The 14,204-nt window shown below is 51.1% G+C and carries 12 protein-coding genes and 1 tRNA gene (1 of these 13 only partly in view); 5 read left to right on the top strand and 8 right to left on the bottom strand.

Features of this window, described 5'->3' with window-relative positions:
* The 4 genes from MTX78_RS16365 to MTX78_RS16380 all read right to left on the bottom strand — a co-directional run.
* A protein-coding gene (locus tag MTX78_RS16365) for an adenylosuccinate synthase (protein ID WP_243796464.1) crosses the window boundary here: on the bottom strand, positions 1-817 show its 5' portion. 455 nt of this gene lie to the left of the window's left edge; 817 of the gene's 1,272 nt are visible here — the first part of the coding sequence; the start codon lies at positions 815-817; the stop codon falls past the left edge of the window.
* The gene (locus tag MTX78_RS16370; RefSeq protein WP_243796465.1) at positions 817-1,164 is read right to left on the bottom strand and encodes an STAS domain-containing protein; all 348 of its coding nucleotides are present in this window, start codon (positions 1,162-1,164) and stop codon (positions 817-819) included. Before MTX78_RS16370 ends, MTX78_RS16365 begins: the two co-directional genes overlap by 1 nt.
* Entirely contained in the window at positions 1,161-1,634 is a 474-nt protein-coding gene (locus tag MTX78_RS16375; protein ID WP_022822735.1) for a Fur family transcriptional regulator, read from the bottom strand. The genes MTX78_RS16370 and MTX78_RS16375 overlap by 4 nt, the downstream gene beginning before the upstream one ends.
* A gap of 156 nt (positions 1,635-1,790) precedes the next feature.
* Complete coding sequence (locus tag MTX78_RS16380) at positions 1,791-3,998, bottom strand: RelA/SpoT family protein (protein ID WP_243796467.1); 2,208 nt, start codon at positions 3,996-3,998, stop codon at positions 1,791-1,793.
* A 352-nt stretch (positions 3,999-4,350) separates the two neighbouring features.
* Between MTX78_RS16380 and MTX78_RS16385 the strand changes: the two genes are divergently transcribed.
* The 4 genes from MTX78_RS16385 (at position 4,351) to clpX (ending at position 8,161) form a co-directional block, all read left to right on the top strand.
* A tRNA-Leu gene (locus MTX78_RS16385) sits at positions 4,351-4,432 on the top strand.
* A 109-nt stretch (positions 4,433-4,541) separates the two neighbouring features.
* Entirely contained in the window at positions 4,542-5,870 is a 1,329-nt protein-coding gene (gene tig / locus MTX78_RS16390) for a trigger factor (RefSeq protein WP_243796468.1), read from the top strand.
* Positions 5,871-5,979: 109 nt separating this feature from the next.
* Positions 5,980-6,687, top strand: coding sequence for a ClpP family protease (locus tag MTX78_RS16395; protein WP_317258908.1), 708 nt, complete (start codon positions 5,980-5,982; stop codon positions 6,685-6,687).
* Between the two features lie 250 nt (positions 6,688-6,937).
* Positions 6,938-8,161 (top strand): ATP-dependent Clp protease ATP-binding subunit ClpX, encoded by a 1,224-nt coding sequence (gene clpX / locus MTX78_RS16400; RefSeq protein WP_243796470.1) that lies wholly within the window; start codon positions 6,938-6,940, stop codon positions 8,159-8,161.
* 104 nt (positions 8,162-8,265) lie between these two features.
* Here clpX and lpxB read toward each other — a convergent pair whose 3' ends face one another.
* The 4 genes from lpxB to MTX78_RS16420 all read right to left on the bottom strand — a co-directional run bounded on the left by lpxB (position 8,266) and on the right by MTX78_RS16420 (position 12,119).
* Positions 8,266-9,381, bottom strand: coding sequence for a lipid-A-disaccharide synthase (gene lpxB / locus MTX78_RS16405; protein ID WP_243796472.1), 1,116 nt, complete (start codon positions 9,379-9,381; stop codon positions 8,266-8,268).
* Positions 9,382-9,496: 115 nt separating this feature from the next.
* Positions 9,497-9,913, bottom strand: a complete 417-nt coding sequence (locus MTX78_RS16410; RefSeq protein ID WP_243802909.1) for a 6-pyruvoyl trahydropterin synthase family protein — start codon at positions 9,911-9,913, stop codon at positions 9,497-9,499.
* Between the two features lie 170 nt (positions 9,914-10,083).
* A complete protein-coding gene (locus MTX78_RS16415) occupies positions 10,084-11,082 on the bottom strand; it encodes a FecCD family ABC transporter permease (protein WP_243796474.1) in 999 nt (332 codons plus the stop codon).
* A 104-nt stretch (positions 11,083-11,186) separates the two neighbouring features.
* Positions 11,187-12,119, bottom strand: a complete 933-nt coding sequence (locus tag MTX78_RS16420; RefSeq protein ID WP_243796476.1) for an ABC transporter substrate-binding protein — start codon at positions 12,117-12,119, stop codon at positions 11,187-11,189.
* A 934-nt stretch (positions 12,120-13,053) separates the two neighbouring features.
* Here MTX78_RS16420 and MTX78_RS16425 point away from each other — a divergent pair.
* Positions 13,054-14,094 carry a glycosyltransferase family 4 protein gene (locus tag MTX78_RS16425; protein ID WP_243796481.1) on the top strand — a complete coding sequence of 347 codons (1,041 nt, stop codon included), beginning with the start codon at positions 13,054-13,056 and terminating at the stop codon, positions 14,092-14,094.
* The last annotated feature ends 110 nt before the right edge of the window (positions 14,095-14,204 follow it).

Genomic DNA, 14,204 nt, shown 5'->3' on the forward strand with positions numbered 1-14,204 from the left:
TACCTACACGAGTGCAATACGCTTTGCTGATACCATAGACTCTATCTATGTGGCGAGGAGCGATACCTAGACCAGTGCAAGCACCGGCCACAATGGTACTAGATGATGTAACGTATGGGTAGGTACCGAAGTCAACATCTAACAAAGAGCCTTGTGCACCCTCCGCTAGTATTTTCTTGCCTTGCTTCAACAAGTCGTTCAGCAGATACTCGGTGTCGGTAAGTTGAAGAGTACGCAAGAATTCCACGGCAGAGAAGAACTCTGTTTCCAAAGCTTCGATTTCCAACTCTTTGTTGTGAAATGCAGCTAACGTAGCATGACGAGCAACAGCCTCTTGGTAACGCTCTTGAAAATCGGGTAATAGTACATCACCGACACGAAGACCTGTGCGGCCAATTTTGTCTTGGTATGTTGGACCGATTCCTTTGAGTGTAGAACCTATTTTGCTTCCTCCCCTAGCATCTTCGTTGATGCGGTCAAGCGCGCGGTGTGAAGGAAGAATCAGTTGCGCTTTCTTGGAAACGTAAAGATTGGCGGCCCAGTCGATACCCCGATCGGTGAGCTTCTGTAATTCCTGCCGGAACACAACAGGGTCGAGAACGACGCCGTTGCCTACAACATTAAGAATATGGGGGTGAAATATGCCCGAGGGAACCTGATGCAAGACATGCTTGATACCATCAAAGGTAAGTGTGTGGCCCGCGTTGGGACCACCCTGGAAGCGTGCTACCACATCGTAAGTGGGGGCTAGCACGTCAACTATTTTGCCTTTGCCCTCATCACCCCATTGTAAGCCTACTAAAACGTCAACTGGCATTAGTTTGTGGCTTTCAGTTGTTGAGCGGCGGCGGTATCGTCGTCGGCAATAGAGAAAATAGCGTTTAGCTTGGTTAAAGCAAGCATTTTGCGTGGGTGGTCAGCGGGGTTGATTAAGACTAACTCGCCGCCGCGGCTACGGAATTTGGTGAGCAGTGATACAAGAACCCCAATACCTGTGCTATTAATGTACCGCACTTCTGACAAGTCAACAGCGCAATGACGCAGTTCATCACCAAGGTGTTGGTCAACCGATTGAAGTAATTGCTGTGTATCGGGACTACCGATAAGGTCGCCGGCAAGGCGCACGAAGAGGATGCCGTCCTGAACGGCCGTTTCTGTTTTCATTCGGCTAAAGAGCGGGTAGCGGCTTTAGCACGGCAGTCGCCGCACACGCCATAAAGATTTAAAGAGTGGTGCAAGATATGGAAGTTGAGTAACTCCCCGACCATGGTTTGGATGCCATGGATACGAGGGTCACAAAATTCAACCACTTTGTGGCACTCGGTGCAGATGACGTGGTCGTGCTGTCGGTAACCATATGACTTCTCATACTGAGCAAGATTACGGCCAAATTGGTGCTTACTAACTAGCCCATGTTCAACCAGCAGATCAAGCGTGTTGTAGACAGTAGCACGGCTTACTTGTAGGCCTTGCTCCTTCATACCGGCAAACAGTTCCTCTACATCGAAATGGCCTGTACGAGAATATATTTCTTCTAAAATGGCGTAGCGCTCTGAAGTTTTGCGCAAGCCCTTATTCTCTAGGTACGCTGTGAAGATCTTCTTGACCTCCTCGTACTTCTCTTTGTCGAGCATTTTATGTGATCCTACCATTATAAGGAGTGAGGCAAAGTTACTACACAACAACCAATGCAACCGGTACGCATTGGCTTGAACAACTCACACCTCCATTTATATGCTGTTTTAGACTGTAGAACTTTTTTAAGACTTTTTAAGACTTAGAATTAAGCTTTAGGAGTCAAATCGTTCAACTAACAAAACGCCGTTTACTTTAGAAAGGCGTTGTATTAGCTTCGTCAGGTGGTCAGTATCATTAACGAAGACCATGATTTGCCCTTCGAACATACCGTCGTCTGAGTCGATAGTGATAGACCGCATGTTGACTTTGAGGCTGTTACTGATAATACGCGTGACATCATTCACTAGCCCTACCCTATCGGAGCCCTTAATGCGTAGCCCAGCGAGGAAGGCTAATTCTAGCTGGTCAGTCCATTTGGCCCGAACAATTCGATTGCCATAGTTGGACATCATCTTCACCGCTCTAGGACAAGACGTGCGGTGGATAACAATGCCTTCCTCGGTTTCGAAGCCAAACACGTCGTCGCCCGGAATGGGATTACAGCACGGCGCAATAGTGTAGTCGAACTTATCGGTTCGTTCGCCAATCACCAGCATGTTGGCGCTTAGTCCTCGGATTTTTTGTACCTCGTGGTCGAAAGCTTTGGGCTCCAATTTGGACGGCAGGCGTGGTACTTCAATCGTTGGATCGAAGAGGTCCGGCTTGATTTCGCGACCATCAATCTGGCCAATAGCCACGCGGTAGAAAAACTCCTGCACATTATAGGTGTTGAAATGCGCCAGCAGGCGGTTGAAGTTGTCCTGCGTGTATTCGATGCCAATCAGCTCTAAGCGCTTCTCTACTATATATCGGCCATCATCTGCTTTACTGCGTTTGTCGTCGCGCAGCCATTCCTTGATTTTGGAACGCGCTTTGGACGTGATAACATATTGCAACCACTCCTCCGTTGGTTTCTGCTTTTGTGAGGTCAGGATTTCAACTTGGTCGCCATTGTGGAGCTGATAGCTGAGGGGCTGAAGCTTCTGATTCACTTTGGCACCTAAGCATTGAAGACCAATGTGAGTATGGATTTCGAAGGCAAAATCTAAAGCAGTGGCTTTGTCGGGTAGAATGAGCAGCTTGCCTTTGGGGGTAAAAGCATACACCTCTTTTACAAAGAGATTCTGGCGGAACTCATCCATGAATTCCAAGGCACTGGAATTGTTGGTTTCCAGCATTTCCCGCACCTTATTAATCCAGGCTTCTAGAGTGGACTCCGGCTGAATGGCACCGGTGTCTTTGTATTTCCAGTGCGCAGCGTAACCTTTCTCGGCAATTTCGTCCATGCGGTGAGAACGAATCTGCACTTCCACCCACTGCCCAGACCGGGACATAACAGTGGTATGCAGACTTTCGTAGCCGTTGGCTTTGGGTGTGCTTACCCAATCGCGCAGGCGGTCAGGGTTAGGCTGATAGAAATCGGTGACAATAGAATACACCTGCCAACAAGCGGCCTTTTCTTGCTCATGAGGCACATCCAGAATGATACGAATAGCAAACAGGTCGTACACCTCATCAAAGGTGATGTTCTGCTTGCGCATCTTCTTTAGGATGGAATAGATGCTTTTGGGGCGACCCTTAATCTCGAACTCGAACCCTTGAGCCTTCAATTCTTCGTCGATGGGCTGCACGAATTCTTTGATGAAGCGGTTGCGGGCACTCCTACTCTGGCGCACCCGGTTTACCAATTCATTATAGATGTCGGTGTCAGTGTACTTGAGATGGAGATCTTCCAACTCCGTTTTGATAGCATAGAGGCCAAGCCGATGCGCTAGTGGAGCGTACAGATAGATAGTCTCGGAAGAAATTTTAAGCTGCTTATGGCGCGGCATTGAGTCGAGAGTCCGCATGTTGTGCAGACGGTCGGCGAGTTTGATGAGAATCACGCGTACATCTTCGGAAAGCGTGAGCAACATCTTTCGAAAGTTTTCGGCTTGCTCGGAGGTACCGTACTCGAAAACACCCGAGATTTTGGTGAGGCCATCCACTATGCGGGCTACTTTCGAGCCAAACTCCCGCTCGACGTCAGCAATTTCCCACGGCGTATCTTCTACTACATCGTGAAGCAAAGCAGCTACGATGCTGGTGGTGCCAAGGCCAATTTCCTCTACTACAATCTGGGCTACAGCCAGTGGGTGCAGAATATATGGCTCGCCTGACTTACGGCGCATTTCTTTGTGCGCCTCTAAGGAGGTGTTAAATGCTTTTTTTATCAGCTTCGCATCCCCTTCTTTCAGGTAAGGCTTTGCGGTGCGGAGTAGGCGGCGGTAATGGCGCAGGATTTCCTGGCGCTCTACCTCGGGGTCAAGTAAGGTGGCCATGTTGCATGGGCAGCGCGGAAGCGCCAAAGTCAATAAACACTAAAGTACGAAGCTAGGGGCGGCTTATGAACAAGCAACAGCCACTAAAAGGTTGGTTTACCTAATTGCGGCCCGCGCAAAGCTCCTGCTAAAAGTGGATCCGCTGGTATGCAATCAGTCTATTGAGAGTAGACACTATGCCTGCCCATTACAGCACGAAGGAGGATGTGCAAAAAAAGCTACGCAAAGAGACTAGCAGAATAAGAGGCATTTAACACATTACGGAACGAATTTTAGGTTTTATCCGCGAGGTAGCGTTTGGTTTTTCAAGGAGCTTGCGTAGCTTTGCGCCCCCGAGGCGAATGGCCTTGAGGCGGATGTGGCGAAATTGGTAGACGTGCCAGACTTAGGATCTGGTGCCGCAAGGCGTGTGGGTTCGAGTCCCTCCATCCGCACATTTTTTTAACAAGTACCGAAGCACCCTGAGCCCTCAACCCAACCGTTGGGGGTTTCTTTTTCCCGGTTTCGGTCCCTTTACCCTTTACCCTTAACCGACGCCCCGTTTTGGACATCACCCTCGATAAGAAAGACGACCAACTGAGTGCCATCCTGACAGTAAACCTCAAGGAAGCGGATTATGCTCCTGCTGTAGATGCCAAACTGAAGGACTATAGCAAGAAGGCGCAAATCAAAGGGTTCCGCCCCGGCAAGGTTCCGGCCACGCTGGTGCGCAAAATGTATGGCAAGGGCATTCTAGCCGACGAAATCAACTCGTTGCTTGGCAAAGCGGTTGATGGCTATATCAAAGAAAACAACCTCAAAATTCTAGGTGAGCCGCTACCGGTTCCGACCGATGTGAATTTTGATACCGAGAAAGAATTTTCCTTTCCTTTCGAGCTGGGCTTGCTGCCTGACTTCGAACTGCCTACCGATCAGAGCATCACGGTTGACCGCCATAAAGTAGAGCTTGACGAGGCTACACTGCAAGAAACCTACGAGCAGATCGAGCGCCAGTTTGGCGAGAGCACCAATCCGGAGGTTTCGGAAGAAGGCGACTCGTTGTATGGCAAGCTGAAGAAAGCCGACGAGGAAGGCGAAGGCCGGCCAGTATTGCTGCCGATCAAGAAAGTAAAGAACGGTGCTGAGAAGTTTGTGGGTGTGAAGCCTGAGGACACTGTAACGTTTGATCTGAAAGATGCTTTTGACGGCGACGCGGCTACTATTGCCAGCGTTACGGGCCTGAGCAAGGAAGATGCTGCTACTGCAGAAGGCGAATACGTGCTGACGGTTGAAAAAATCAACCGCACCATAGCCGCCGAGATGAACCAAGAGCTGTTCGACAAGGTGTTCGGCAAAGACATCGTAACCTCGAAAGAGGAGTTCGATGAGAAAGTGCGCGAGACGGTAAAGCAGAATTATGATCGAGAAGCTGACAGTTTGATCAACCGCACCATCATCGACAAGATGGTGGAGGCTACTACTGTGCAGATTCCGACCGAGTTTTTCAAGAAGTGGCTGGTGCGTGCCAACGAAGGCAAACTAACCACTGAACAGGTAGAAGAGCACTACGCTGACTACGAGAAGGAGCTGAAGTGGTCGATGATCCGCAACAAAGTGGTTGAGGAGCAAGGCTTAAAAGTTGAAAACGAAGAAATTCTGGACCGCACGATGCAGAAGATTCTGGGTCAGTTCAACATGGAAATGACGCCTGAGCTAGAGGAGTCAGTACGTGGGTTCGCTGACAATTATCTGCGTCAGGAGAACGGTAAAAACTACGTGCAGGAGTATGAGGCCATTCTGGCAGAGAAAGTAGTGGAAAACTTACGCGGCAAAGTTGTTGTTAACGACAACCCGATTACGGCTGAGGACTTCCGCAATCAGAACGCTGGCTAAGGCTATCGTTCCGGTTTTCTAACCAACAAAAAAGCCCTTACTTGCCGTATGGGCTTTTTTGTTGCCCCACGGTTTCGTTTTAGCTATTTCACTTCTCCTAATTTTTGTCATGCTGAACAAACAAGAGTTTCGCAAATTCGCTGTGAAAGGCCAGGGCCTCAGCGGCCTAGGTGTGGATCAGTATCTGCATCATATTGAAGGTCAGGCGAAAGCCGGGCTAGTGCTACCAACGGGCATGACTCGTTCTGTGATTGAAGAGCGTCCTACGCGTTTCGCTGAGATTGACGTGTTTTCACGTCTCATCATGGACCGGATTGTGTTCCTAGGCACGGCCGTTGATGACTACATTGCCAACATCATTACCGCTCAGTTTCTATTCTTGGAGTCGGTAGACGCCAAGAAAGATATTCTGCTCTATATCAACTCCCCAGGTGGCTCGGTGTACGCCGGTCTTGGCATCTATGACACAATGCAGTACGTGAACCCTGACGTAGCCACTATCTGCACAGGTCTGGCGGCTTCTATGGGCGCTGTACTGCTAGCGGGTGGTGCCAAAGACAAGCGTTCCGCGCTGCCACACGCCCGCGTAATGATCCACCAACCTTCAGGTGGCGCACAAGGCCAGTCGTCGGATATTGAAATCACGGCGCGCGAGATTCTGAAGCTGAAGAAAGAATTGTACGACATTCTGGCGCAGCATACAGGCAAGACTTACCAGGAAATCCACGACAACTCGGACCGTGACTACTGGATGCGGGCTGATGAGGCCAAAGAATATGGCCTAATTGACGAGGTTCTAGAAAAAAAGGTAGCCTAAATTATACCGTTGAGAATTGAGCGTTGGGAGCTCAAATGCTCCTTCTCTAATGAGTTTATGCTCAGGCTCTAGGTTCTGTCCTTATTGATCTAAGATTTGGGAAAGCCCGCTCTTGCGGGCTTTCCCTTTTATATAGGAGGCCGACCGCGCAGGCACTTTTTTCGTGCTGTACGGCGTTGGCCTTTTCGTACCTTTGAGATAGGTTGATCGAATTAGCTTATCCTTCTCTACTCTGAGAGTTCCCTTAGCAATGGCAGATATAACATGCTCCTTCTGCGGTAAGAGCAAAAAAGACGTCTCGGTTATGATTTCCGGCATCAACGCGCATATCTGTGAGCGGTGTGTCGGACAGGCCCAGCAGATTCTCAACGAGGAGAACAAAATTCGATCGAACTCGAAGACACCAAAATTCAACTTGGTGAAGCCGCGGGAGATGAAGGATTATCTCGACCAATATGTGGTAGGTCAAGACGAAGCCAAAAAGGTAATGTCGGTGGCGGTGTACAACCACTACAAGCGCCTGATGCAGAAGCCACAGAAGGACGACGTGATAATTGAGAAGTCCAACATCATTATGGTGGGCGAGACTGGTACCGGCAAGACGTTCCTGACCCGCATGCTGGCCAACATTCTGCAAGTGCCTTTTTGCATTGCTGATGCTACAGTGCTTACTGAAGCGGGCTACGTAGGCGAGGATGTGGAGAGCATTCTGACTCGCCTACTCCAGGCCGCCGATTACAATGTGGAAGCAGCCGAGCGTGGCATCGTATACATCGACGAAATTGATAAGATTGCTCGTAAGAGCGACAACCCAAGCATCACGCGTGACGTGAGCGGAGAAGGCGTACAGCAGGCTATGCTGAAGCTATTGGAAGGCACTACGGTGAACGTACCGCCCCACGGTGGCCGTAAGCACCCGGAGCAGAAGATGATTACAGTGAATACCGAGAACATCCTCTTCATCTGCGGGGGCGCTTTTGTAGGTATCGAGCGTATCATCAAGAGCCGGCTTAACACCAAGCCCATTGGTTTTGCCAAGACACAGCTGGAGGAAAAGATTGATACAGAGAACTTCTTGCGCTACGTAACAGCGCAGGACCTGAAAGCTTTCGGGCTGATTCCGGAGCTTATTGGCCGTTTGCCTGTGCTCACGCACCTCAACCCGCTCGATCACGCCACCCTGCGCAAAATTCTGACGGAGCCTAAAAACTCTATCGTGAAGCAGTATCAGCGTCTGTTTGACATGGAAGGCGTTCAACTTTCCTTCACGGAAGGCGCGCTGGAATACATTGTTGTGAAAGCTGACGAATACCGCCTTGGTGCACGGGGTCTGCGCTCTATCTGTGAAGGCATCATGACGGACGCTATGTTCGATATGCCTTCGGAGACAGACACCAAGGAACTGGTTATTGACTTGGAGTACGCACGCAGCAAGTTCGAACAGTCACCGATGAAGCAGTTGCGGGCAGCGTAATTGCGCCTCTGTGAGCAAGCAGAAAGGACCGGGCCGTAACGGAAAGCAATTATACTTTCCGTTACGGCCCGGTCCTTTCTGCTTGTGGTGGACCGTGCTTGCGCTTAACTGGCTGGGGCTAGATAGCCTACCATCAGCTTTGCCGCTTTTTCGGCCGCGTTCTGTCGACCTAGCTTCTCGCGGATTTCAGCGTAACCAGCCTTTTGCAAGGCAATGAACGCCTCGTCAGCGGTTATCTTCTTCAACTCTTTGACGAGGTTGCGAGAATTGAAGTCTCCTTGAATAAGCTCTTTTACCACCTCACGGTCGGCAATCAAATTTACCAAGGAGATGTACGGTACCTTGATAACGGCTTTGCCTATTGCATAGGAAACAGCACTAGTACGGTAGCATACCACTTGAGGCACGCCAAATAATGCCGTTTCAAGCGTGGCTGTGCCACTCGTTACGAGTGCAGCGGTGGCATGAGCTAGCAAGTCGTACGTTTCGTTGAAGAGGATACGCACGTTATTGCGCTCGAAATTGGCGTAGTAGTTGGCATCGAGGTTGTCGACCCCGGCTACAACGAATTGGTAGTCGAGGAATGGCGGCAGAATGGCTACCATTTCGTAAAGCATCTCCTCGATTTCCTGTTTGCGTGAACCGGGCAACACAGCAATGATTTTGCGGGCTGGATCGAGGTTATGACGCTGGTGGAAATCGGTGGTTTTTTGGTGTTCGGCTACCGCATCGGCGGTGGGGTTGCCAATGTAGTCGACATCGTAGCCAAAACGCTGATAGAATTCCTGCTCGAAAGGTAAGATGACGAACATCTTATCGACCAGCTTTTTGACTGTATGAACTCGGCCTTGATTCCAGGCCCAAATCTTAGGCGAAATGTAGTAGAACACCTTGATACCGTGTTCCTTGGCAAACTTAGCAACTCGCAGATTAAAGCCAGCATAGTCGACCAGAATCAAGACATCGGGTTTGTAGGCTAGCAGGTCGCGCTGACATTCTTTCAGGTAGCCGCGAAACTTGAGAATGCTGGTAGCGGCTTCCCAGAAGCCCATGATAGCCATTTCCTGGTAGTGATGAACCAGCGTGCCCCCTTCGGCCTTCATCATGTCGCCACCCCAGCCTCGAAATTCGGCTTTTGCGTCTTGCTGACGCAGGTTACGCATGAGGTTGGAGGCGTGAAAGTCGCCGGACCGTTCGCCAGCTATCAGGTAGTACTTCATTCGTTGAGTCAATAATTAGTAAGCACGAAGTAAGAGTTGTCACTAAATAAAAATCGAATACAAAGCCGTGAAGCCTAAACTTGCCGATTCCTAGTTGCTACTTCCTATTTGTTGCTTACTCTCCTAAGTATTCCACGAAGTTGCGGGGCGTTTCGTAGAGCTTGATACTGTGCAGACGAGCAGGCGAAATACGCTCGATTTCGGGCTGTAGTATCTTCCAGAATGCCATAGCCAAGTTCTCGGTACTGGCCATTTGTCCCTCCATGAAGGGTACATCCAGGTTGAGGTTCTTGTGGTCGACCTGGTCGATGATGTGGGTACGGATGAGCGTGCTAAGTTGCTTGAGGTCGATGACGAAACCGGTATCTGGGTCAGGTTTGCCCTTTACGGTTACGATGAGGTCGAAATTATGGCCGTGCCAATTGGTGTTGGCACAAGGGCCGAACACCTCACGATTCCGCTCCTCGCTCCACTTAGGATTGTAGAGTTTGTGGGCCGCGTTGAAGTGTTCCTGCCGACTGATGTAAATCATTGATTGTTGCGTGATGATAGGCAGCTTGTTGGGGTTGCCATCAGCTTGAGTGGTGTCTGCTGTGCGCCGCCCGAAGGGAGCTTGAAAGAAAGAAGTATCGCCGGCCAAGGCATGGAAGTGGCTATGCAAGCAGCACAGAAGTTCCTCCTGAACCTGAACGGCAGCCGATATCAACCTTTTTTCCGCAGCAAATATACGAAGAACGGTACGCCGAACAGGGCAGTGACCAAGCCTACTGGCAGGCCAGCTGGCGGATAAAGTAGCCGGGCAAGTAGGTCGCAGGCCAGCAAGAAGTTCGCACCGAGCAGTACACAGAACAGCGGATTGGCCCGCCCCGTCACGCCCAACAGCCACCGCGTGAGGTGGGGCACCACCAGACCAACGAATCCAATGGGGCCACACAAGGCCACCACACAACCCGTTAGGATGGAGGCAGTAAGCAGCAACAGCCAGCGGGTGCGCGCTACGTGTACGCCGAGGCCCTGGGCCCGCTCCTCCCCTAGCAGCAAAATATTCAGGTCCTTCTGCATAAATACGAACAGCCCCAGCGCTGCTGCCAACGCTACCGCCGGATAGGGTAGCATGCTCCAACCGGCCCGCTCGAAGCTACCCGCCGCCCAAAACGTAACACTCCGCAGCTTTTCCTGCGTGTCCGACAGGAACGTGAGCACCCCACCCACGGCCGTAGTGAGTGAGCCTACCGCCACGCCCGCGAGCAGCAACTGCGCCGGGATAAGTTGGCCCCGCTGCGTGCCAACGGCTACCACCACCAACGTAGTAGCCAGCGCCCCAACCAGCGCGAAAAGCGGTGGCAGATAGAAGCCACCTAATGTTAGACTAGGCAAGAAAGAAAAGCAGAAGATAGCGCCTAGAGAAGCCCCCGAAGCCGTTCCTAGCAAGTAAGGATCGGCTAAGGGGTTGTTGACCATAGCTTGCATGAGGTAGCCACTGAATGCTAAGCCACCGCCCGCCAGCAACGCCAGCAGAATACGGGGCAGCCGCAGTTCTACGAGCACCAAATGGGTTGGGTCCTGAGGATTATAGCTTATAAAAGCGCGGGCTAGTAGAGCGTAGGTGGTTTCGTAGCTACCCACGCGCATACCCAGTACCACCAGCGCGAACGTCAGCAGCAAGCTGGCCAAAATCCAGGGCAGAGCACGTTGGTTCATGTGATTAGGCTACGGGTGTCTGGGGCTGACTTCTATTTAACAGCAAGAGCGGATGGTGGGGGTGGGTGAGATATAAGCCAACTTTTGCGGTATATGGGCAAAAACTATGGCTGGCTGCTCGCTAGTATCTTTTGAAGCTCTCGCACTGACTCCACTACCCGCGGGCCGGGGCGCTCCATTAGGTTGCCCGTAATACCATATACTTGGCGAGCTTGATAAGCACGAATCCGCTTCAGCTCTGGGTAATTTTTAAAGAACGTACTGTCTAGCTTGCCAAAGCTCCCCCCGATGAGCACATCAGGATTTAATTTGAGAATGTATTCGCGCGTAAGCGCTGGATAGGGCTGCGCAAATTTCTCGGTTACGGCGTTCTGGCCTCCTCCTAACCTGACTTTGTCGGTGAACAGCGTGTTTTGCCCGTATACGTAGATGGGGTCTTGCCAAGTAATAGCCAGCACGCGAGGCCGGGCTTTCGAGGCAGAAGTGTTCTTCGCAACAGCTGCTAGCTCTTGGCGCAACGAATCGGTGAGGTGGCGAGCCTGCGGCTGCCTGTGCAGTATACGGCCCAAAACCTGCATGCTTCGGAACACGTCTGCTACTGTCTGGCTACGCTGATAGTAGACTGGAACACCAAACTTTTCCAGCCGTGCTGCATCGTCAAGAGAAGTGATGCCTTCGACTGTAAATACCACATCGGGGCGGAGCGCAATCAAGCGTTCCATATCCAGCGGGTAATTGCTTATGATGGGCTTTCGGAGCGCCGCAGCTGGGTAGTCGCAATTTTGGGTACGGGCAATAATGGTGGCAGTGTCGGCTATGGCATAGAGCATTTCGGTCATGGATGGAGCTAGCGCCATGATACGAAGTGGCTGAGCCACTAGGGTGAGTTCGCGCCCTAAGTCGTCGCGGATACGTTGCGTTTTCGGTTGGACAGCCGTTACGGAGTTGGTGGCTGATTGGTCGGCTTGCTGGCAGGCTAGCGGCAGGCAGAGTAGCGGCAGCAACTTCAGCAGGTGACGCACGGATAAGTGAAGCATGGCTACAAAGGTAAGTTGCTAGGGGAAGAGTGCTTCGGCCATCAACACCCGCGTGCTAGTTGCCTCATAGACCCACAGCCTTAGTGTAGTTGCTCCATGCTGGCTGCACGTGTAGCCAGCCATGCAACCGGCACTGCAATATGATAGTCCATGTTGAATAGGCGCTGAAACAGCCTAGACACAAAATTCACTGGCCTAAACCACAGAAAACCAGGGTACTGTTTGCGTCGGAAAGCCTGTATCCAAATAATACCTTGTATCAGGGGTTGGTGGGGCGTTGTCAGCAACAACTAAGAACTCGTAAGAACTACAACTAATCTACCATATATACTTACTGATGCCCTTATTGCATACCTGCGTAGCAAGCACTAGCTGCTGAATACTATAGAGTGGGCTATTTCGGGTTTTCAATCAAAACGCAAAGCTTTTCTAACTTTGATAGCTTTCAGTTGTTGTACTACGCTTGGAACCTATTGTCTAAATCTACGATTGTCTAACCACTAAAATCAGCTGTTTCCTATATTTGCAGATCGGTTTCTAATGGCTCAAAGAACCAACATCATTGTAGCTGCGCTGGCTTCTGGTGTTTGGGGTTTCTCCTTCCCTGGTAACTTTATTGGCTTGAGCAGATAATTTTTTATTAAACCAGCCTTATAGTTTTTCGTCTATGCGGCAAGACATCCGCAGCGAAATGCTTTTACGAAAGCTGCACCACACTCCATCATGCAGCCAGAAGCACTTGCTACCAGTATGTCTGCTGCCACAGTACTTCGTGAAATTTCAGAAAGACCGCAGTGTTTCTGAACAAGTCTCCCCTAGCTTTTAAACCTCGTATATAATGCCGTCAGCTACACAAGTTCTCCCTCAAACTACAACTCATGCTGTTGAAACAGCGAAGGCACCGGCTTCTATTTTGGTGTTCGCTACGCAGCATATGCCAACGGGTGGTATTGAGAGCCACCTCCGGGAGTTCTGCTTGAATCTGGCTGAATCGGGAGCCGCAGTTGATTTGGTTATCCGCAATTCTGCAATGCTTCCGGAAACGGAAGATTTTTTCCGGCGCATCTGCAACCGAGTGTACCTAGGGCGGCCGAATAGTTCGCTTGGGCAATTGATTTGGCTTTCCTGGATCGGGCTAAAACGACTTACCAAGCGCTACGATGCGCTGTACACCAATGGCCAAGGCAACAGCGTCAACCTGTTTGCGCGGTTGCTGCCGCGCCGCCGCCGTTGGGTACACCACCACCATACCGCCGGTGATGCCGCCGACCAAGCCACTTGGCCAGCAGGCTACCGCAATGCCTTGCGCAACGCTGATTCCATTATTGCTTGCTCGAGCCGCAACGCCAAGGACATGCAGCAAACCTTGGACCGCCGGGTGCTTAGCATTCCATGCTTCTCACGGGAAATAGCAAGCGCCCACCCCGAGCCTGGTCCTACGTTGCGCTTCGGCTATTACGGCCGCTTGATTAAGGAGAAAGGCATTGATCTGCTGTGCCAGCTTAGCGCCGACCCCGAGGTTAAGGGTGTTGAGTTTCACATTTGGGGCGAAGGAGAAACGTATTCTCCTGAATTCTTCACGCGTTACCCCAATCTTCGGTACCACGGCCCTTTCTCTGGCAAAGAGGCACTGCAAGGCGTCTTAACCCAACTCGATGCCTACCTGCTGCTCTCCACCCATCCGGAAGGGTTACCTATCGCGCTGCTAGAAGTGATGAGCGCCGGCTTGCCGTGGCTGGCCACCGACCGTGGAGGCGTACCAGACATTGCCTGCGACCCCATGGCTACACGGGTTATTCCTACCACTGCTTCTTACGAGGAAGTGAAAAATGCAGTGCTGACTTTGGCTACTGACATTCAGACAGGCCGAGTATCCAGAAGCGCGCAAAAGGCGCTGTACGCCGAGACTTTTTCGGCGAAAGTATTGGTGAAACGCTGGCGCGAAACCTTAGGCATCGGGCCGACAGCTAGCTAAGCAGCTTCAGCTTCTTGCTTGGCTGCAGCGAGAGCTGGGGCTGCGTTGCTTGGCAGAAGAGGCGGCGGGCGGGCAGTCAGTGAAATCTGTGATACTTTTGACGAAAATTC

The organism is Hymenobacter tibetensis (assembly GCF_022827545.1).
Taxonomy (GTDB): Bacteria; Bacteroidota; Bacteroidia; order Cytophagales; family Hymenobacteraceae; genus Hymenobacter; species Hymenobacter tibetensis.